Annotated in this window: 21 protein-coding genes; 11 read left to right on the forward strand and 10 right to left on the reverse strand. The window is 62.6% G+C overall.

Annotation, left to right across the window (positions count from 1 at the left end; translation table 11 throughout):
* Positions 1 to 57: 57 nt before the first annotated feature.
* Entirely contained in the window at positions 58 to 693 is a 636-nt protein-coding gene (locus CQ017_RS01460) for a helix-turn-helix domain-containing protein (protein ID WP_105552186.1), read from the reverse strand.
* 79 nt (positions 694 to 772) lie between these two features.
* Between CQ017_RS01460 and CQ017_RS01465 the strand changes: the two genes are divergently transcribed.
* Positions 773 to 2,269 carry an MFS transporter gene (locus CQ017_RS01465; protein WP_105552187.1) on the forward strand — a complete coding sequence of 499 codons (1,497 nt, stop codon included), beginning with the start codon at positions 773 to 775 and terminating at the stop codon, positions 2,267 to 2,269.
* A gap of 56 nt (positions 2,270 to 2,325) precedes the next feature.
* On the forward strand, positions 2,326 to 2,766 hold the full coding sequence (locus CQ017_RS01470) for a VOC family protein (RefSeq protein ID WP_096284872.1): 441 nt from the start codon (positions 2,326 to 2,328) through the stop codon (positions 2,764 to 2,766).
* Between the two features lie 31 nt (positions 2,767 to 2,797).
* Here CQ017_RS01470 and CQ017_RS01475 read toward each other — a convergent pair whose 3' ends face one another.
* The 4 genes from CQ017_RS01475 to CQ017_RS01490 form a co-directional block, all read right to left on the reverse strand.
* Positions 2,798 to 3,406: a GrpB family protein gene (locus CQ017_RS01475; protein WP_105552188.1), complete on the reverse strand. Its 609-nt coding sequence runs from the start codon at positions 3,404 to 3,406 to the stop codon at positions 2,798 to 2,800.
* Between the two features lie 9 nt (positions 3,407 to 3,415).
* A complete protein-coding gene (locus CQ017_RS01480; RefSeq protein ID WP_105552189.1) occupies positions 3,416 to 6,871 on the reverse strand; it encodes a DNA polymerase III subunit alpha in 3,456 nt (1,151 codons plus the stop codon).
* A gap of 71 nt (positions 6,872 to 6,942) precedes the next feature.
* Positions 6,943 to 7,257 carry a DUF6504 family protein gene (locus CQ017_RS01485; protein WP_105552190.1) on the reverse strand — a complete coding sequence of 105 codons (315 nt, stop codon included), beginning with the start codon at positions 7,255 to 7,257 and terminating at the stop codon, positions 6,943 to 6,945.
* 355 nt (positions 7,258 to 7,612) lie between these two features.
* Entirely contained in the window at positions 7,613 to 8,539 is a 927-nt protein-coding gene (locus CQ017_RS01490) for an AraC family transcriptional regulator (RefSeq protein WP_105552191.1), read from the reverse strand.
* Between the two features lie 137 nt (positions 8,540 to 8,676).
* Between CQ017_RS01490 and CQ017_RS01495 the strand changes: the two genes are divergently transcribed.
* The 4 genes from CQ017_RS01495 (at position 8,677) to CQ017_RS01510 (ending at position 11,629) form a co-directional block, all read left to right on the forward strand.
* Positions 8,677 to 9,120 (forward strand): DUF1772 domain-containing protein, encoded by a 444-nt coding sequence (locus CQ017_RS01495; protein ID WP_105569019.1) that lies wholly within the window; start codon positions 8,677 to 8,679, stop codon positions 9,118 to 9,120.
* Between the two features lie 155 nt (positions 9,121 to 9,275).
* Positions 9,276 to 10,361 (forward strand): S-(hydroxymethyl)mycothiol dehydrogenase, encoded by a 1,086-nt coding sequence (locus CQ017_RS01500; RefSeq protein WP_105552193.1) that lies wholly within the window; start codon positions 9,276 to 9,278, stop codon positions 10,359 to 10,361.
* Complete coding sequence (locus CQ017_RS01505; protein ID WP_105552194.1) at positions 10,361 to 10,990, forward strand: MBL fold metallo-hydrolase; 630 nt, start codon at positions 10,361 to 10,363, stop codon at positions 10,988 to 10,990. Before CQ017_RS01500 ends, CQ017_RS01505 begins: the two co-directional genes overlap by 1 nt.
* A gap of 102 nt (positions 10,991 to 11,092) precedes the next feature.
* On the forward strand, positions 11,093 to 11,629 hold the full coding sequence (locus tag CQ017_RS01510; protein WP_105552195.1) for a hypothetical protein: 537 nt from the start codon (positions 11,093 to 11,095) through the stop codon (positions 11,627 to 11,629).
* Here the strand turns inward: CQ017_RS01510 and CQ017_RS01515 are convergent.
* Positions 11,626 to 12,351, reverse strand: a complete 726-nt coding sequence (locus CQ017_RS01515) for an SOS response-associated peptidase (RefSeq protein WP_105552196.1) — start codon at positions 12,349 to 12,351, stop codon at positions 11,626 to 11,628. The genes CQ017_RS01510 and CQ017_RS01515 overlap by 4 nt on opposite strands.
* Before the next feature lie 148 nt (positions 12,352 to 12,499).
* On the opposite strand from CQ017_RS01515, the gene CQ017_RS01520 reads away from it, so the two are divergent.
* A complete protein-coding gene (locus CQ017_RS01520) occupies positions 12,500 to 12,778 on the forward strand; it encodes a glutaredoxin domain-containing protein (RefSeq protein WP_105552197.1) in 279 nt (92 codons plus the stop codon).
* Positions 12,779 to 12,875: 97 nt separating this feature from the next.
* Here the strand turns inward: CQ017_RS01520 and CQ017_RS01525 are convergent, their stop codons facing one another.
* Positions 12,876 to 13,613, reverse strand: coding sequence for a lipoate--protein ligase family protein (locus CQ017_RS01525; RefSeq protein ID WP_258133451.1), 738 nt, complete (start codon positions 13,611 to 13,613; stop codon positions 12,876 to 12,878).
* A gap of 121 nt (positions 13,614 to 13,734) precedes the next feature.
* On the opposite strand from CQ017_RS01525, the gene CQ017_RS01530 reads away from it, so the two are divergent.
* On the forward strand, positions 13,735 to 14,352 hold the full coding sequence (locus CQ017_RS01530) for a uridine kinase (RefSeq protein WP_258133452.1): 618 nt from the start codon (positions 13,735 to 13,737) through the stop codon (positions 14,350 to 14,352).
* Here CQ017_RS01530 and CQ017_RS01535 read toward each other — a convergent pair.
* The gene (locus tag CQ017_RS01535) at positions 14,343 to 15,161 is read right to left on the reverse strand and encodes a thioesterase family protein (RefSeq protein ID WP_105552199.1); all 819 of its coding nucleotides are present in this window, start codon (positions 15,159 to 15,161) and stop codon (positions 14,343 to 14,345) included. The genes CQ017_RS01530 and CQ017_RS01535 overlap by 10 nt on opposite strands.
* 78 nt (positions 15,162 to 15,239) lie before the next feature.
* Positions 15,240 to 15,815 (reverse strand): helix-turn-helix domain-containing protein, encoded by a 576-nt coding sequence (locus tag CQ017_RS01540; RefSeq protein ID WP_105552493.1) that lies wholly within the window; start codon positions 15,813 to 15,815, stop codon positions 15,240 to 15,242.
* A gap of 77 nt (positions 15,816 to 15,892) precedes the next feature.
* Here CQ017_RS01540 and CQ017_RS01545 point away from each other — a divergent pair, with 77 nt between their 5' ends.
* The 3 genes from CQ017_RS01545 (at position 15,893) to CQ017_RS01555 (ending at position 18,617) form a co-directional block, all read left to right on the forward strand.
* The gene (locus tag CQ017_RS01545) at positions 15,893 to 16,822 is read left to right on the forward strand and encodes an NAD(P)/FAD-dependent oxidoreductase (protein WP_105552200.1); all 930 of its coding nucleotides are present in this window, start codon (positions 15,893 to 15,895) and stop codon (positions 16,820 to 16,822) included.
* Positions 16,823 to 16,868: 46 nt separating this feature from the next.
* Positions 16,869 to 17,873: a helix-turn-helix domain-containing protein gene (locus CQ017_RS01550; protein ID WP_105552201.1), complete on the forward strand. Its 1,005-nt coding sequence runs from the start codon at positions 16,869 to 16,871 to the stop codon at positions 17,871 to 17,873.
* A 540-nt stretch (positions 17,874 to 18,413) separates the two neighbouring features.
* A complete protein-coding gene (locus CQ017_RS01555; protein ID WP_096254701.1) occupies positions 18,414 to 18,617 on the forward strand; it encodes a cold-shock protein in 204 nt (67 codons plus the stop codon).
* A 77-nt stretch (positions 18,618 to 18,694) separates the two neighbouring features.
* Here the strand turns inward: CQ017_RS01555 and CQ017_RS01560 are convergent, their stop codons facing one another.
* Entirely contained in the window at positions 18,695 to 19,924 is a 1,230-nt protein-coding gene (locus CQ017_RS01560) for an FAD-dependent oxidoreductase (protein WP_105552202.1), read from the reverse strand.
* Positions 19,925 to 19,959 lie beyond the last annotated feature (35 nt).

Here is a 19,959-nt window from a genome sequence, read left to right on the forward strand (position 1 = left end):
CCAGCCAGAGTCCAGTTTAGTTCAGGACTCCGCCATAGCGTGCGTTCACTACAGGTTTTACGGCGTTTGATCCTCGCCATATGATTCATTCAACAAGGACTCCTCGGTGAACAGGCTCATGACATGCCACACCTGGCGTGATTCCACCGGCTGGGCGCTGGCGATCTTGCCGCTCTTCAAGTCTTCGCGGAAGGCCGGGACCACTTCTTCCATCCGGTGGATGAGCTCTTGCATTTCATCCTGGGTGAGCATGAGATTGCTCGTTTGCATCTGCGCCTTGACCGGCCCGGGCTGCTGCCCCCGATAGTGCTGTTCGGCATGGCGCAAGGCAGCCTGGAGGCGCCGCTGCTCATCATGGATGACCTGCCCCAGATATGCATCCATGGCGGTTCCGGTTTGATCTTCCGGCCGCTCCCCTACCTCGCCGGTGGTGTACCCGCGCGCCGCGGGCTTCCACACGCGATCCCGCTTGTCGCGAGCCAGCTCGGGGACTTCGACGATCATCTCGGCTTTGGCCAACTCGCGCAGGTGGAAGCTGACCTTATTTGCTGGAATCCCCAGGGTGAGCGCCAGATCTGCCGCACGAGCCGTTTCCATGGCAGAAAGCGTGTCGAGGATCTGCCGCCGCAGGGGGTTGGCGATGGCTTTGAGCATGGGCGTAGTGAATGTGACCGGCGGCTCGTTGTGGCTCATGAGCACAGCATAGCAATTCCCCAATTTAAATTGCGCAAGTTCTATTGCGCAATATTATTTGCGGACTTATGGTTGATTCATGACGCTCACCCCAGCTCCGGATCTACCCGCCGTTGCGCCCGAGGCTACTAGGCTTCCCCGGCTTTCCTCCCAACCTGCCTACCGGCGCTGGTGGGCCGCGGACACCTCGGCCCTGCTGGCCGGCGGCATCTACCAATTCGCCCTCCCCCTGCTGCTGCTCGCGGCCACCGGCTCCCCCGCCCAAGCCGGAGCGCTGGCGGCGCTGGGGCTGCTCGCCCGCACGAGCCTGACCATGGCCGGCGGAGCGATGGCGGACCGGGCCGAGCGGACGCGGATGATCGTGCTCGGCGGATTGACCGGCGCGGCGCTTTCCGGGGCGTTGGCGGTGGCGGCCTGGACCGGAACCCTCGGAGCATTGCTCCTCTGCGTGGCTCATGTGCTGATGGAGCTGCGCTCGGGATACTTCTCGAGCGCCAGCAACGCCGCGTTGAAGGATGCGGTGCACCCCGGGCAATTGGGCCGTGCGATGGCGGCAAACCAGGGCCGCGATGCGACGCTGACCCTGGCCTCGGCTCCGCTGGCCGGGATGCTCCTGAGCTTCGGCGCGGGCCTCACCTTGCTTCTGGTCAGCGTCCTGCAGCTCATCTCGGCGGTGGCCGGGCGGATGCTCGCCGCCCCGCTGCGCAGCGCCCGCAGCATGCCCGGCGCCTCGAAGCAACCCGCCGAGCGCATCGCCGGCGGAGTGCTGCCGGGGATGCGCTGGTGCTTCGCCCGGCCCCAGCTGCGGACCCTGCTCTTATTGATAGTCGTGGTCAACCTGGGCACCAACGGCGTTGCCACCACGCTGATTTATGGTTTGCAGCAGCGCGGCGAGGCGCCGTGGGTGATTGGACTGGTCTCCACGTGCATGGGCGTGGGCATGCTGCTCGGCTCGTTGCTGGCTACCGGGCTGATCGACCGTTTCCGCACCGGCCCATTGACCTGCCTCTGCCTCACAACCCTGGGGCTGGGCAGCCTGCTCATGGGGTTCGGCTCCAGCCTGTGGTGGATGGGAGCGATGCTGGCGCTGTCCTTCCTCAGCGTGCCGGCGCTGAATGCCGGAGCCGGAGGGTACTTCATGGCGGTGATCCCGGCAGAGATGGCCGGTCGGGCCAGCGCGCTGGTGACCTTCATGGCGCTCTCGGCCCTGCCGCTGGCGCCATTGTGCGCCGGTATCGGCATCCAGTGGCTGGGCATGGGACCCACGCTGATCTTCTTCGGCACGCTGGTGATGCTCGCCGCACTGGGCGCGTGGTGCTCCCCGCTGATTCGCGGCATCCCCGGCACCGGGCAGTGGAATGAAGTCCAGCTGGCAACGACGGCGGATAAGCGGCAGCGCAGCGCCGAGGCGCCGGTGGACGCCAACCCAGGCGACGGGTCCCGCGGCACCGGTGCGGCGCACGGCGGCAAGCGACTGGCCCGCGCACACCATGGACGTTTCCCCGATCCCTACGGCCAGCAGCCGCACACCACCCATCGCCCGCTGCCGCCGACCGAGCAGTGGAACTACCTGTAGGCGCCAAGGGTGCAGAACCTCTACCGTTTGGATCCTTCTGGACCTAGGCTTGAGCCATGAACAAGTCGGCCCCACCGACCATCAGCGCAATCACCCTCGGCGTGCGCGATGTCGGTGCTTCAACAAGGTTCTATACCGAGGGACTGGGGTTCGAGCTGGTCCAGCCGGCCCACCCGGAGATCGCGTTCGTCCGCGCCGGACACGGACTGATGCTCGCGCTGTGGGATGTCTCGCAGATGCCCAGCGAATACGGCAACATCGGCCACGGCGAGAAGGCTCCCCCGGTATCCCTGGGCCACAATGTGCGCTCCGATACCGAGGTCGAACATCACTACCGGCGAGCGCTGGATGCCGGGGCTAGCTCGGTGTCCGAGCCGACGGTGCAGCCGTGGGGCGGGATGAGTGCCTGCGTGGCCGATCCGGACGGGTTCCGCTGGGATTTTGTGCATAATCCGTCGTTCGTCATTGGTGCAGACGGGCATGTGACGTCGGTTTAGCGGCTGCGGTTTGCTTGCTGGCCCGTTTTCTTCAGTGCGAGCGCCGCGCATGGATGAACTCCGCTTTGCCGGCGAGGTAGCCGATGCGGTCCCCGGGGTTCTGCAACGCCACGCTCCGCTTGAGCGCGCCATAGGCGTCGCGTTCGGTTGCGTGCGTTCGCAGATAGTTCCGGAAGGCCAGGTAGCCGGTCCATTCGGGTGATCCGTGCTCGATGACGTGTGCGTTGACCAGCCGGATTCCCGGTTCGATTTCGAATCCATACATCAAATCCGGACGGCTGGCGTCCTTTTCGCCGAGGCAGAGAAAGCCCAGGCCCAGCAACCACGGATGGATGCGGTCTAGATTTGCCTCCGCCGCGAACCCGATGGCGAGGTCGAGGATCGGCTTGGCGGCGAGCCCGGGAACGGCGGTCGAGCCAATATGCTCGATGGCCCCGATACCTGCGGGCCGGGTCGCGTTCAAGACGTTCGCCACGCCGGTGAAGGCCTCGGCCCAGCGCGGCGACGGCGCAGCCAGCGCAACGACTCCGCGGCGCAGCCCGAGGTCTGCCGCGCTCAGGCTTGCCACCAGGGCCGGATCCAGCGGCTTGGGAATTTCCGTTCGCAGGCGCCGCGGGCGGTTGTCTGGACTGGTGCTCATGCAATGATCCTAAGCCCCGCGCTGGTCCAGCCCCTCGGCGTCCATGCGCTTGGCCAGTTCGCCCACGCTCTGCCCTCCCGCGATGCCTTGGCCGAGCTTGGGCCGGTAGCTGGGTTTCGGGCGGGCCGCCGATTCCAGGTACCCGGCGCCCGGCAGCGTCTCCGGGGCGTGCAGGTCCCAGGCGTTCAGCGCCTGCAGGGAGATGCCGCGCGGGCCGGTGCGCCGGGTGATGCCGTGGATCAGCAGCATGCGCGTGGAGAAAAGCAGCGGTCCGGTGCGCTGCTGGGTGTCATCGAAGAAGGTGGCATCCACACAGCCTGACCCGTCGTCGATCGAGATGAAGACCACCCGCTTGCCTCCGCGCATCGGCGGGGTCTGCGTGGCGATGCGCACCCCGGCCACCAGCACCTCGGCGCCGTTGCGCAGGTGCAGCAGTTCCACCGCCTGGGTGATGGGCAGGTGGGCCAGGCGTGTGCGGTAAGAGGTGATCAGGTGTTCGCTCACGTCCAGGTGCAGCAGGTCCAGTTCGGTGCGCACTACCTCTTCGGTGCTCAGCTGCGCGCCGGTGGCCTTGATGTGCTCAATGGCGCCCAGCGGCAGGGCGAGCTGTCCGGGGCCGGGCCGGTATTTGGCCGGGATGCTGGCGTGCGCCATGGATTGGGTGTGGGCGATGGTGTCCGCCCTGCTGGTGCCGGCAAGGAGCGAATCGAAGACGCCGAGCGCCGCGAGGTTCTGGTAGCTGCGCCGGGACAGGCCGGCGCGTTGGCGGACGTCCGCGAGGCTGTCATAGGGTTGCCCGGCGACCAGCCGGGTGACCTCGCGTTCGCTCAGCTGGTGGATGTCGCGGAAGGCCAGGCGGATGCCGTATTGGCCGGGGCGGATGGTTCCGGCGGCGCGCGGGACGATCGGGGTGCCGCGCACGGCATGTTCGAAGACGCGTTCGACTCGGTAATGGCCGGTGGAGAGGTTGACGTCCAGCGGGAGGATGGGAATGTTCATCCGGCGCGCCTCGGAGACCAGCAGGCGTTTGGGGTACATGCCCGGGTCGTGCTCCCAGATGCCGGCGAGGAACGCCTCGGGATGGTGCGCCTTCAGCCAGGCCGAATGGTAGGTGGGTACGGCGAAGGCCGCCCCATGGGCCTTGCAGAAGCCGAAGGAGCCGAAGCCTGCGAGCACCTTCCAGACCTTGTCGATGATCTCCGGCGCGTAGCCCTTTCGCGCAGCGTTGGTGCGGAAGAATTTTTCGACCGCGGGTTCCTGGGCCGGGTTGCCCAGATGCCGCCGGTAGACATCTGCCATCCCCAGGGTGCAGCCGGTCATCACATGGAGCATGCGCAGCACCTGTTCGTGGAAGACGGTGACCCCATGGGTTTCGGCGAGCGCGGGCTTCAAATCCGGGTGCAGGAACTGCTCGGGAGCAAAACCGTGGCGGTGCTCCAGGTAGGGCTTGACCATATTCGATTGCATGGGTCCGGGGCGGAAGAGCGAGATGTCGATGATGAGGTCGTTGAATTCGGTGGGGGCGAGCTTGCCGATCAGTTCGCGTTGGCCCGGGGATTCGATTTGGAAGCAGCCCAGGGTGTGGGTGGAGCGGATCAGCTCGTAGGTGATCGGGTCATCCAGCGGAACGCGGGCGAAGTCGATCTGCCCGTCCGCTTCGATGTACTCCGGCTGCCGGTGTCCCCCGGCGCGGGCGACCGACTGCCGGGAGGGATGCAGGCGCTTGATCTCCGCTAGCGTGTAGGCGATGGCCGATTGCATGCGCACCCCGAGCACGTCGAGCTTGATCAGCCCCATCAGGTCCATATCGTGCTTGTCGTACTGGCTCATGGGCAGCCCCATCCCGGAGGGTTGCACCGGGGTGCGGTCCAGCAGGCTCGCGTCGGAGAGGATCACCCCGCAGGGGTGCATGGAGATATGCCGCGGCAGCCGGTCCAGGCGTTCGGTCGCGTCGATGAGGATGTCCAGCTGCCCGTCGGAGGTGATGCGCTTGGCCAAGGGGGCGAGTTCCGGCTTTTCCTCCAGCGCCTCGCGGAAGGAGGAGGCGGAGAAGCGCCAGAGCTGCTTGGCGATCTCGTCGACCTGTTCCTGCTCCAGGCCGAGGGCGGCTCCGGCGTCGCGGACGGCGCCGCGTGCCCGGTAGGCGTTTTGCATGCTCATCAGGCTTACGCGCTCCTCCCCATAGGTGTCGAAGATCTTGTGATAGATCTCGTGGCGGCGCGCGGATTCCACGTCGATGTCGATATCCGGCAAGGTGGTGCGGGTATCGGAGAGGAAGCGTTCGAAGACCAGGTCGTGCTGCAGCGGGTTGACCTGGCTGATCCCCAGCAGGTAGTTGACCAGGGAGGAGGCTCCGGAGCCGCGGGCGGCCACCCGCACGCCCATGCCGGTGATCAGGTTGACGGTTTCGGCGACGGTGAGGAAGTAGCCGGCGAAGTCCAGCCTTTCGATCACCCCCAGCTCCAGAGCCAGCTGCTTTTCGATCTCGCTGCGCTTGGTGTTCGGCAGCAGACGCGGTGCGGCGGCGAAAACTCGTTCGGTCAGTTCCTGCTGGGCCGGACGGTGCAAGCCGATGATTTTCGCTTCGGGGATCACCGGCTGCTTCCAGCCAAGATCCGTATGCGCATCCAGCGCCGCCCAGTCGGAGAGCTGCTCGGTATTGCGCAGGAGCCTATAGGCCCAGGCGCGTTCGGTCACCCGGGAGAGATCTTGGGCCAGCTGGTGCATCTGGGCCGGGGTTTTCAGCCATCCCTGCCCGGTGGGCTGCAGCTCTTCCAAGGCGCTGAGCCTGCCCAGCACCCGGGCCGAGTCGAGGATGTCGGCGGTGACCGCCCCATCGGCATCGGCATAGCGCACCGCGTTGCTGAGCACCGGGGCGACGCCGAGCTCCGCGGCGAAGCGCAGCAGCTTGCTGGCGAAGCCCAGGCTGTAGCGCTTGCCGGGAGCGGAGAGGTGGGTGGTGATTTCTGCGCGCAACTGCCCGCCGGCCAGCTTCTTCCAGTGGGCCATCAGCGCCCGGGCCTGGGAGTACTTGCCGCGCTCGATGGCCCGCGACACGTCGGATTCGGCACCGAGCAGCAGCACCAGTTGCCCGCCGGCCAGCCGCTGCGCCAGGTCGGCTTGGCTCAGCCCGATGATTCCGCGCGGGTTCTGGTGCGCCGCGGAGACCGCGCGGCACAGCGCGGCGTATCCGCGTCCTTGGGTGTTTCCGCGGGCGAGCAGGATGATGCGTCCGGCGGGTTTTCCCTGGCCGTCAAGTACCGCGAGGTTCACTCCGAGGATCGGGCGCAGCCCCTCGGCGAGGCAGGCTCCGACATGCTTGACCGCGCCGAAGAGCCCGTCTCGGTCGGTGAGCGCCAGCGCCTCGGCTCCCTGCGCGCGGGCGGCGGCCGCCAGCTGGGGCGGGCTGGAGACGCCATAGTGCGCGCTATAGGAGGAGGTGACGTTCAGGTGGGTGAAGCTCATGGGCGGATCCTTCGAAACAGCGTAGGAATACCATTAGAACAAAGTTTCGAAAGATGTGCATTTATGCCCGGTCAGGCGCTGATTGGCAACTCCTGATTCACCCTGATCAGCCGCCAGCGCGTGGATTGCGGGTCGAAGCTGACGTCGATGCTCCGCGTGGGGCCGCGGCCCGCCGCTCGGGTGATCTCCAGCCGCCAGATCTCGTAATCCGCTAGTCCGGCGCCGATTCCGCGGGGTATGCGCAGGTTTTCGTCCCACCATTTGCGGCGTTCGAACCACCGTTGCGGCTCGGCGACCAGCCGATATTCGCACCCCTGCCAGGAAACCCGCAACGGCACCCCGCTTGGGGCGCAGGAAACCTGGATCGACTCGGTAAAAATGCCCACGTGCAACTCCTTCAACCCTACTGACTCAATCTTATTCGAATACGTGTTCTAACAACAGTTACGCTAGTCAGCTCGACGGACAGTTTAGCGCCGGGGAAGTATCACAGCCCCGTCCATGCCTAGGGCTCTGGCGCTACGCGGGTCCGCGCCCTGAAGCACGCAAATCCAGGGCAAGGAAAGCTCTGAGACGAAGTTGGCTACCGGGCCGAAACCATTTGCGGCCGCTGGCCTATTACCTAAAATGAGAGCCGGCCGACCGGGATGGAACTCCACGTTCGTTGGCCCGTGGTTCACGCCGCCAAGTGGCGTACCTTGACGTTGCACAGCGTGAGGAACGGTTGAGCCGGCGGAGGGTTCAACCGTTCCTTCGGAGCATCCGAATTTCAGAGGGACTTGCCGAATAGACTCGACGAATGGCAGCGCTCAGGGCAAAAGCGGAGGAATAGCCGACCTCACCGGCTATCTGCCCCAATGAAGAATTGGTGTTCTGCAGGGCATCCCAAGCCAGCGCCAAACGCAACCGGGTGAGGTATCCAACCGGTGGCATTCCCATGGCTTCATGAAACGCCGCGGAAAAGGCCGAACGGGACATGGCAGCGATCCCGGCGAGCAGTGCCACACTCCAGGGCTCCGCCGGAGCGGACCACATTGCCCCCACCGCGGCTGCAATCCCCGGTTTTGCACCTGGGACCATGCCGGCCCCCGGCATTTGCTGCAGCACTTGGAGCGCGAGGATATCCAAAAGCCGATCCAAGACCAACGACTGCACAGGTCCTTGCCGCTCGGCTTCAAGGTGCAGCAGCTCAGCCCAATTCCAGAGCGCTGCATCATCTATCAGGCATAGCGCTCGCCCCTCGCAGATCAGGTCGGTAATCGCACTGGTTGTGGTGAAGGTGCAGACCAGCAATTGGTCCGCCCCGTCGCGGGCGTTACCCCACGAGCGGACGCCGTGGCGCAGCGTCTCAGTGACCGGCTGCGCCGCAGGGCCGAGGCATTGCTGGCCTGGTCCAATGAGGTATGTTTCAACGGCGGCGGCACGCGGCTGCGTGCTGTCCGCAAGCACCCGATAAGGCGCCGTCCCGTGAATGACCACTAGGTTTCCCGGTTCAGCTTGGATCGTTGCTTCGCCTCGCTGCACCGCGCAAGATCCGGTACGCACCGCCAGGATTGTCAACGCGCAGCGATCTTGGACTTCGACTTGCCAGTTCCCTGCCATGCTCATGCGCAGGATGAAGCCGTCACGGGCACGCGGCCCCGCAGGAAAGGCATGTTGAGCGGTCACTCCCTCAGATTGGACGATGACGCATGTTTTGTCGAGTTTCAAACATTCTGCATCTGCGATCCGTGCGCTTGAATGAGTACCATGCACAGGAAAACGGCTCCCTTCTCAGCTCTCACACCCCGGCCAGGGGCGGTGGCATGATCCCCGAATGGCTAGCGGCCACATTGCTCATAACAACTATTACCAGCTCCGGGATTGTTGCAGGTTTTTATGCTGCCTTCGCACTGACGGTCCTCCCGGCCTTGGCCTCGGTCCAGGATTCGGCAGCCGGAGACTTCATGATCTCGGTGAACCAGCACGCCGAACGGCCCGCGTTTCTCAGCTTATTTTTCCTTAGCCTCGTCGGCAGTCTCGGCTACACTGCATACGCCTTAGCGCAAGGCCTCCTGGTCCCTGCACTGGGCTCGGCACTGGTGCTGTCCGGCGCCCTGCTCACCATCTTCCTCAGTGTTCCCTTGAACCGTGCCCTGCAGCGCGCAACGCTACCGTGGGCGCGCTATCGGCCCCGCTGGCACCGGGTTAATGTGCTGCGTGCAGCAGGCTCCGCGGCCGGATCACTTCTGCTCCTCATTACGGCCTGATCCGCCGCATGGCCATGGCCGAGCGCAGCGCGGTCGGTGCCCCCGACTACGCCGCGCGCGAAACTTCTCACGTCACTGTGTCCCGAATACTCGATTAGCTTGGAGCACACCGATAGCATCAAGACACACGAACAATTAAACTCAGGAGCAAATCCATGCCGCATAAGGTCAAAGCCGTTATTTCCCGCGCCAAAGACGCCCCGGTAGAGGTCGTCGATATCATCGTTCCGGACCCGGGACCCGGAGAGGTCATCGTCGATGTACTGACCGCCGGCGTCTGCCACACCGATCTGCACTACAAGCTCGGCGGCATCGGCAACGACTACCCGTACCTGCTGGGCCACGAGTCCACCGCGGTAGTCAGCCAGATCGGTGAGAACGTCACCAATGTGGTCGTAGGCGACCGGGTAATCCTGAACTGGCGTGCGGTCTGCGGCCAGTGCCGCGCCTGCGCCAAGGGGCAGGCGCAGTACTGCTTCAATACCGCGAACGCCACCCAGAAGATGACTTTGGAGGACGGCACCGAGCTTTCCCCAGCGCTGGGCATCGGATCCTTCGCCCAGAAGACCCTGGTAGCCGCCGGGCAGTGCACCAAGGTGGACGAGGACGCAGACGCCGCCGCCGTGGGCCTGCTCGGCTGCGGCGTGATGGCCGGCATCGGTGCGGCCATGAACACCGGTGAGGTCAAGCGCGGCGAGTCCGTAGCGGTTATCGGCTGCGGCGGCGTGGGCGTGGCGGCGATCGCCGGCGCCAAGCTGGCCGGAGCGACCACCATCATCGCCGTGGATTTGAACCCGACGAAGCTGGAGACCGCCACGCAGCTCGGCGCCACCCACACCGTCGATTCCTCGAAGGTCGATCCGATCGAAGCGATCAAGGAACTGACCGGCGGCTTCGGCGCCGACGTGGTCATCGACGCGGTGGGCCGCCCGGAAACCTACAAGCAGGCCTTCTACGCCCGCGACCTTGCCGGCCGCGTGGTGCTGGTCGGGGTGCCGACCCCGGAGATGAAGCTGGAACTGCCGCTGCTGGACGTCTTCGGCCACGGCGGCTCGCTGAAGTCCTCCTGGTACGGCGACTGCCTGCCTTCGCGCGACTTCCCGATGCTCGTTGAGCAGTACAAGCAGGGCCGGTTGGACCTGGATGCCTTCGTCACCGAGCGCATCAAGCTGGACGAGATCGAGGCGGCCTTCGACAAGATGCACGAAGGCACCGTGCTGCGTTCGGTGGTGGAGCTTTAATGAGCGCGCAGATCGAGAACGTCGTCACCTCGGGCACCTTCTCCCTGGACGGCGGCACCTGGGAGGTCGATAACAACGTCTGGATCATCGGCAATGAGTCCGAGGTCATGGTCATCGACCCGGCGCATGACGTGGAGAAGATCCTCGAGCAGGTTGGCGACCGCGAGGTGATGGCCGTCTTGCTCACCCACGGGCACGACGACCACATCCGCGCCGCGGTCGAATTCTCCGATGCGGTCGAGGCGCCGCTGTACCTGAACCCGGCCGATACGATGCTCTGGGAGAACGTTTATCCCGAGCGCAAGGTCGATGCCGAAATCCAGGAGGGTGATACCTTCACCATCGGTGAAACGACGCTGACCGCGCTGCATACCCCGGGCCATTCCCCGGGTTCCACCTGCTTCTACGCCGAGGACCTGGGTGTGCTGTTCAGCGGTGACACGCTGTTCCACGGCGGTCCGGGGGCTACCGGGCGCAGCTACTCCAGCTTCGAGACGATTATCGAGTCGATCCGCACCAAGCTGTTCGTCTTGCCCGAGCAGACCGTGGTGCACACCGGCCACGGAGATGCCACCACCATCGGCGCCGAGGCGCCGAATCTTGAAGAATGGATCGCGCGCGGACACTAAACCGCGCAGCTTTCCTTGACTGCCGGCCAGCTTCCAAGCTGGCCGGCAGTTTTTAACTCCAGAGACAAGCGGTAAATGGCCGGACGTGGAAAGATGGTTCCCATGCCAGAACCTACAGCTCCAACACCGCGCAAGATCCCCGCGCTATCCTTCGGACTCGGAATTCTCCTGCTGCTCGCGGGCAGCGCACTGCTCTGGTGGGACGGCCAGCAGATGGTAACGATCTATTCCGGGTCCTATGTGTCGTTGCGCGAGGATACGTTTTACTTCGAGCCCAGCGCCACCATGCTGCTGGGACAGCTTCTGCTTGGCCTCGGGCTCGCCGGTTGCGGAGTGGGCTGCGGCTTTCTGCTCTCCCGGGGCACCCGGCTCGGCCGGATGGCACCCTGGATCCCGCTCGGCCTCGGTGTGCTGCTGCTGCTCGCCGGCGGTGGCCTGCTGTGGTGGGATAGCGTCCAGGTGAAAACCTTTGGCTGGTTCGCCTACGCACCGCTGAGCACCGCCGAGCTCCAAGGCCAGATCTCGGCGAGCGCCGCAGCGATTTTCGGAAAGTTCGCCTTGGGGTTCGGCTTCGCGATGCTGGGTGCCGGTGCCGGGCTGTCGCTCGGTCGGCGTGCCGCGCGGCGGGGCCAGGGCTAGAACAGCGACTTGTGCTCTTCGATCAGCTCTGCCGAATCGTTGCGCACGTTGCCTACCGCGGGGTCCACCTCGTACAGGCTCCAGGTGGAGGCCACGTCGAAGGCCTGAGCGCGGACCTCTTCGATCAGCCCCTCGCCGTCGGCTTCGCCCGGGTTCAGCCAGCGGGAAAGCATCTCCGGGTCCAGCGGGATCGGCAGCCGGTCATGCAGCCCGGCAAGCTCGCCGAGCACCCCGGGTTCCTCGGCGGAGGGTGAATCCATGGTGAGGATCGAGGTGGACAGGATCCAGTCCCCGTTTTCGTGCTTCCACCATTCGTAGAGTCCGGCGAAAAACATCAGCTTCCCATCCGCGCGGTGCACAAAGAATGGCCGTTTCTTGCTGCCTTCCTTCTTCCACTCGTAGTACCCCTGCATCGGGACGGCTGCGCGACGCTTTTTGACCGCCGCCCGGAAGGTCGGTTTGCTGGCCGCGGTCTCGCTGCGGGCATTGAAGGCGCGCACCCCCACCGAGAGTTCCTTGGCCCAGCCGGGAACGAGTCCCCACCGGGCCACGTGGACCTGGCGGTGCAGGGCATCGTCGATCAGCCGCTCGAGCACGATCGGCACATCCGTGGTGGGGGCGACGTTCCATGAGTGGCGCAGCTGGAGGTTGTCATCCGCTTCGGCTTCGGCCTCCGCGACGAGGTCGCCGATCGCCTTGGCCATGACGTAGCGTCCGCACATGATTTTCGCCTCTCTTCGAACCTATCCGGTGGGCACCAGTGTAGTCCGCGCCCGGCGCTTCGGTGCGGACAACTAGTGCGTCATAGAATTCTTCTGGCCCGCGGGCGAAATGTGGAACAAATCGATAGCTCACGTGGTTGCATGAGGTATGAGCAACGAATTAAATCTTGAGAAGTATGTTCCTGCTGCGGGCGGGGTCACCATGTTCACCACCAGCTGGTGCGGCTACTGCCGCAACCTCAAGCGGCTGATGGATCAGAAGGGCGTGGCGTACACGGAGGTAAATATCGAAAATGTCGAAGGCACCGCCGAGATCGTGGAGTCCTTCAACGGCGGCAACCAGACCGTGCCGACCCTGATCTTCCCCGATGGCACTGCGGCTACCAACCCGCGCATCGAAGAAGTCGTCGAGCGCGTCGGCGCCTAAGGCCCTGGGGTAGACCGCACTGAACATTCGAAGCCCGGCGCTTTTCCCTCTTGGGAAAAAGCGCCGGGCTTCACTTGTTGCCCCAGCTGAGTGGAAGCTAGGCCTCCAGCAATTCGGTGTGCTCCCGGTAGACGGCGAGCAATGCCTCGATAAAGCTTTCGACGGTGACCGAGGAGACCAGATCGTCGCCGGCGCCCACGGTGGAGGGCTCCATGGGGATTTCCATCGCCCGGTACACGGTGTCGAGCACCGTACGCAGCGGGGCGGAATCCTCGATGACAAAGACGCTGCTGAACAGCCAGGCCCCGGAAATCACCCGTTGCGCGGTACCGATAAGTTTTACCGGGACCTCGCTGCGTGACCCAGCGGTGGGGAGCCCGTGGACCGAGTAGTCCCCGGGGCAGTATTCGCCGGGGATCGGCCCCACGTGCGCGTCAATCTTGAGCCGGCGGAAGGCTCGGGCGTAGAGGTCGGCAAAAACCTTAAAGCGTTGCTGCTGCCCGATAATCGCTTCGGCATGCGGTTCGATATGATCCACGATCAACGTGCCGCGATGATAGGCCGCTGCCCGTCCCCCGGCCTTGCGCACCAAGGGGGCAAAGCCGCGCGCCTCGGCCGCCTCGGCCGCACGCTGAAACCCGGGCAGGCGGACGTCGCGTTGGCCAAAGGCCAGCGTTGGATCCGGCCGATAGAAACGCAGCAGCGGGCCGCGCGTACCGGCCTGCACCTCGCGTAGCAGCTGAACCCCGCGTTCCAAGTCAGCTTCGGGATCCCCGCTGGCTTCCTCAAACTGGTAGGACAGCGGCGCGCTCGATTCGGGATTCCAAAGGGTCATGTTCAGAGTCTAATTCAGTCCGCTTCGTACGCCGGTTCACCATGCCTCAAAAGATCCCTCGGGGGCTGTGATGAGAGGCTCAGAATTCGGGTTCCGCGAGGTTCTGCGTGATAATAATCTGGTGCCTAATTCTTCCACCCCAGTGATCCTGCTCGGCGGTCCATCCGGTTCTGGCAAGTCATACCTTGCCAACCGTTTCGGCAATCCGCACCTTCCGCTGGACGAGTTCTACCGGCAGATCAGCGAAGACGGGCACCCAGAAACGTTCCCGCGCACCGGATACGGCGAAATCGATTGGGACCATCCGCATACATGGAATCAGCACGCTGCCCTGAACGCGGTCGATGAGCTGCTGCGCCAAGGCCGCACGCAGGTACCGAATTATTCGATCGCTACCTCCAGCTACAGCGGGCATCGCGAAGTGCATGGAACCGGAGGGCCGATTATCGCCGAAGGAATTTTCCTCTCCGAGGTGCTGGAACCATTGCGCGCCGAGGGAATCAATGTTCAGGCCTACTATGTGGACGAACCAGCGCTGCTGACCACGGTCCGCCGCTTCATCCGCGACGTATCCGAGCGCCGCAAGCCGGTGCTGTTTTTGGTCAAGCGCGGCTATGCGCTGTTCCGCGCCCACGGTGCAGATCGCGAAACCTACCGTGCCAAGGGCTTCACCATCATGCCCAAGGCGCAGCTGAAGAAGCTATTGGCCGAATTAGCGGCTATCCAAGATCAGAGCTGACGCACGGTCAGTATCTGTTCGGCGCGGCCAAAGGGTCCGCTGGCATCGTGCAGCACGGTGGAGGTCAGGCCAATGCCGTCGGTGCCGTAGCTCTGCTGCACCTCGAGGCCGAGCCATTCTCCTTCGGGCGCACGGTACATGTGGATCTGCAGATCCAGGTTCGGGAACATCCAGCTGCCATCGCCGGGCTCGACGCGGGGCACCACGCCATTCGCGGTATCCACCAGCCCGATCAAACTTGCCAATCGCGAGGCCTGCACACCATCTAGCAGCGCATAAGGGGTCCGCAACCAGGCGATGCCCTTACCCGGGCGGCGGCCGGGAGCGGCGCGGAATTCGATGGAACGAATGTACCCACCGGGCCACTGCGCGGAAATATTCTGCGGTTCGCTGTCCTCGGGACCCGGTACTTCGGCATCTTCAGTTCCCGCAACCGCGGTTGAGTCTGCGGTGATCACTCGCCAGGCTCTGGCGACGATGCTGGTGCGCCCCTTGGCCGTCATTTCGGCTTCGATCAGTTCGATGGTTCGGCCTGGGCGAATCATCCGCGTGGTGACCTCGAATTCACCGGCGTGGATCAGCCCGTGAATTTCGAAGCTCAACCGGGCGATGCGCATGTCATCGCGAGGCTGGAAGTTCTCCAAGGCATGCGTCAAGATCCCCGAAGCCGGCGCCATATGCTGTTCGTGAGGATTCCACGCTCCCTGGGTATGCCAGGAAGACCGATAGTGCCCTTCTCCCAGCTCTTCAAAGTAGAAGTCGCCGTTGGCAAGAATCTTGTCCAGTTCTTCTTCGAGCTGGTGTGTCATGAATCGATCTCCCGATCTGCAAGCTAAATGGTTCTTGATCACAGCCTAGCCAAACTTGGTCCGCGATGCGGCTTAGACTCAATGCCCGTCGTGATGGTGCGCGCGGGTGCCGGCGCTGTCCATCATGCTCAGCACCTCGGCGATACCGCCGAGGGCACGAATCGAGTGCGGCGTCATGGTGTCGAATTGTGCCGCCTGCCCGGCTTTCACGTGAAAGACTCGTTCGCCGAGCCGGAGCTGCACTTCGCCGGAGAGCACGGTGAACCATTCCTTGCCCGGGTGGACCCTGTCCTCCGTTGGGACCACCTGCTGCTGCGGGTCGTAGCGGATCTTCGTGACCACCACCCCGTTGACCGCGTCGTCGTCCGATAATTTCCACATCGTCATTCCCGGCACAGCGATCGGTTCGGGGCCGATGATCACGCCTTTCCCGTCGGCGGGAGCCACCAGCTCGTCCAAGGTGGCGCCCAGGGACTTGGCGATCGGCACCAGCTGGTCCAGGGCGATCCTCCGGTTGCCGGTTTCGATCCGGCTCAGCGTCGAAACGCTGAGTTCGGCCCGGTTCGCAAGGGCCTCCAGGGACCACCCCTTGCCTTGGCGAAGGGCACGAATGCGCTGTCGAATGACCGAGTCTAAATCCAATTCTTGCGTCATACGCAAAAACATACACGATCAATGCAATGTATCGATAGTTTGGATAGTGAATCAAAACCCCCGCGAAGGAGAGCATCATGGAAAAATACGACGCCATCATCATCGGAGGCGGCAACGCAGGACTAGCCGGAGCCATCGCGCTGGCCCGTTCCCGGCGCAAAGTCCTTGTGGTCGATGAAGGCAAACCACGCAACGCCGTCTCAGCGCACGCGCACAATGTGCTTGGCCATGAAGGCATCAGCCCACATGAGCTATTGGAGCTAGGCCGCACGGAGGCAAGGGACTACGGAGTCGAGTTTGCGTCCGCCCGCATTCAGTCGCTGAGCGGTTCGCTCGAAGAAGGATTCACAGTATCCACCGAGTCCTCGCAATGGCAGGCCGCACGCATCCTCCTGGCAACCGGACTAACCGACACCCTGCCCGAGATCCCAGGACTGCAAAAAGCCTGGGGAACCTCGGCCCTGCATTGCCCGTACTGCCACGGATGGGAGGTGCGCGATCAGCGCATCGCCATCTTAGGTGTCAGTGAAATGAGCACGCATCAGGCCCTGCTCTTTGGCCAGCTCAGCGACGCTGTCACCTACGTTAACCATGCGCAGCAAACGCTGACAAAAGAAAACCGCGCACTGCTCGCCGCAGTGGAAATAGAAATCGTCGACGCGCAAGTCACCGACATAGCCGTCAGCGATGAAGGACAGGTGCAGTCCTTGGCTTTGAACAACGGAAGCACCCTGGACGCTCAGGCCGTAGTGGTGGCAAGCCAGATGAAAGCAAACGCGTCACTGTTCCTCCAGCTCGGCGGGCACTTGAGCCAAAACCCCATGGGCGAGTTCATCTCGGTCAACGAGATGGGAGCCACAAGCGTGCCAGGAGTCTACGCAGCTGGCAACGCCTCGAGCCTAGGGGCAATGATTGGTTTGGCAACCGCCGCCGGAACTATGGCAGGCGCCGCCATCAATGCTGATCTAGTTATGGAATCGGCCAAGAAAAAATTGGCAAGAAAGTGACTCTCGGCTTGAACTCTCCCCTAAGGGCAGACAATACGATGTCAACATGGAGTACAGCATTGGAGAATTTGCCGCGTTAATGAACGTGACGGTGAAGACGCTTCACCACTATGAAAAGCTCGGCCTGCTCAATCCGGCTCGGGTCGATCAGTTCACTGGGTACCGAAAGTACAGCTCGGCCCAGTTTGAAACCATGATGCAGATTCGCCAGCATCAGCATCTTGGACTCCCCTTGGCTGCTATCAAGCGGATCATTATCGACGAAGTCGATGACGACTCGTACGAAGCGATCCTCGAAAACAGGAAAGACTCACTGCGAGACAGGATCACCAAGGATCTGCAAACCTACGGTGCGCTTGCAGCAACCTTGGGCATAGAAGATGAGCTTTCAGGTTTTGCCGAGATGTATTCGGCGATGCACACCATCGTTTGCGACAGGGTGCCACCGCCAATGCTCAGCGGATGCCTCCGTCCAATGCCGCCCCACGTTGACGGCTCCGGCTTTACGCATGGGCCCCGCTCGGCATTGCTCAGCATTTCGGTACCGCTCGCGTCCAGAAGCGTCGGGAATCTCAGGCAGGCAACAAAGGCGCTGGCCGAGAAGCTCTTGCCAGAAGCCGAGGCCGAAGAAGTCAAAGACCAGATCTGGTACTGGATCGAGACAATGGACGCCCCGGAGGAGGGGACGCTATTCAGAATGCACGCAGGCATCGAGGCAAGCGCGGAAACCTCGATTGCACCAGGAGCAGTGAAAACTAATTTGCCTGATTTTCAAATTTCTTTCACCGGACACGGTTTCCGGGCATTTGATTCTGGAGCGTGGCGGCAAATGACCAACCACGTGCACCACGAGATGTACGAGCAGGGAGTCCTGCCAACGGGTCCACTATTTGTCCGGCTAGGCGAAAACTCCGATTATCCCGGGGAATCTTTGGCCTTCCAAGGGGGTGTCCGCGACGATTCGATTCGCCGATCCTTTGACGGAGACGATGACCTGGAAGACGAAGACGAACCCGCCAACCCATTCGATCACTGGTACTCCGATATGTAGCCCTGGGTGCCCTTGTCCTGCAGCCAACCCCTCGATGAGAGGCCGGCTGTAGGACAAGGGCGAAAAATGATGGTACGCTTAATTTGTTACCTCGACGTTTGCAGGTGTGAGTCATCCGCCAGCGAATGTTAGCAGTTTAGATTTGTAGCAAGACAAGCAAATCGTCTGTGCAGCAAATCGGTTCAACGATTCTTCGGAATTAGCGAACTCCTATCGAAACGAATTTTCATCTTCTCTTCTTCACCGCTTACAGCTCGTCCAGGCGCTTCTCAGCGTTTCCACGATGCGGCTTCCAAATTCTACTCCACTGACTCTGGCCATTATTCCACAGTCATGTCTATGGACCGCAAGGACATTTAGCGTGCGTAGCGACCTCCGTTTTGGCCGGTATCGGCAAAATCAGCATTCGATCGCTGATACCGACGGCATGGAAATCGCCCAACATAGTACTGCTCGAGGTAACCACTAATTTTCCGTTTCGGATTTCGACTCGGCAACAAGGTCACGTAGTGGCCAATGAATAAATAAGGAAATAAAAACATGGCTACTGGCACCGTAAAATGGTTCAACGCTGAAAAGGGCTTCGGCTTCATCGCTCCTTCCGATGGATCGGCAGATGTGTTCGCACACTACTCCGCAATCCAGAGCTTCGGTTTCCGTAGCCTCGAAGAGGGCCAGAACGTTGAGTACACCCTGGAAGCCGGTCCAAAGGGCCCACAGGCAACCAACATCCAGGCTCGCTAAGCTTTAGCAACTGCCAAACTTTTGGTGCAGTACCGTCCGTTTCGGATGGTACTGCACCATTGGTGTTTCTAGGGGTCCTAGCGTTCCGCTGAATTTCGCTTTGCAGCTTCCGGCGGGCGTTCGCGCAGGATCCCTACCCCCAAAAGCCGGGCTGGAATCGAAGTGAGCTTGGGAAACGTACGCAAGATTCTCGCAACAGGTCCCGGCAAGAGCACGTCATTGCTTGTTTTCATCAACCGCCGCAATCCTAGGTGCATCAGCCGCTGGGTGCTCTGGACCACGATGGTCGGGAGGATGCGCCGGTTCTGGACAGCGGCCACATCCCGATCCGAAATCGTTCCGGCTTTGAGCGGCTCGGCAAGTATTCGAGCCGCCGCGACTGCATCCTGAACCGCCAGGTTCACGCCCACTCCCCCAACCGGGCTCATGGCATGTGCCGAATCCCCGATGCACAACAGCCCGCGGCGCCACCACCGTATCGCGCGGTTGAGTTTCACATCCAGTAATTTAGCGTCCTGAAGTGTCAGCGCCGGGACCCCTTCTTCAAGTTCGGGAGCGGCCTCGACAATCGCCCGGTGCCACCGTTCGGTACCTTGAGCACGCAGCTCTGCGTCTTTCCCCTTCGGCAAGAGCATCGCTGTCTGAACGTACCCGTGCCTGGGAATAAGCACGAAAGATCTGTCCCTGGTGAAGGCCGGAGACAATACATTCTTTAGATTCAATGCTCCGGGGATCTTGAACCACCAGACGTCAATTGGCACGGCGAACTCTTTAATGGCGATCCCCGCAGCATCGCGGATCTTCGACCATCTTCCGTCGGCCGCGATGGTCAACAGCGCGTGCATTTCGCCGATTCCGTCGGGCCCCGAATAACGTACGCCCACAATGCGTTCTCCCATGGTGAGCACGTCGGTCACGTCGCAATTCATGCGCAGGTCAAAATTCGCTTCGGACTCACCGGCACGAGCCAATAGATCCAGGAAGTCCCACTGCGGAGCCATCGCGATAAACGGATAGGGATGGTTGAGTTTGGACAGGTCGAGAACCGTGGCGCGGGCCCCGTCTCGTGCGGGAAATTGCGCCTGGGACACCTTGCTGTAGCCGATCTTTTCAAACTCTTCCATCAATCCAAGTTCCTCAAGCAGCAACATCGTGGATGGGTGGATGGTATCGCCACGGAAGTCACGAAGAAAATCCTGATGTTTCTCAAATACCGTCACGGGGACTCCGCTCCGCGCCAAGAGGAGTCCGGCCACCATGCCGGCCGGGCCACCGCCAACGATGATGCATCGAGTTCTATGTGCCATGCGCGCTATCCCTTCAGCAACTGTCCGTGAATTTC

It is taken from the genome of Arthrobacter sp. MYb224 (assembly GCF_002975455.1).
Classification (GTDB): domain Bacteria; phylum Actinomycetota; class Actinomycetes; order Actinomycetales; family Micrococcaceae; genus Glutamicibacter.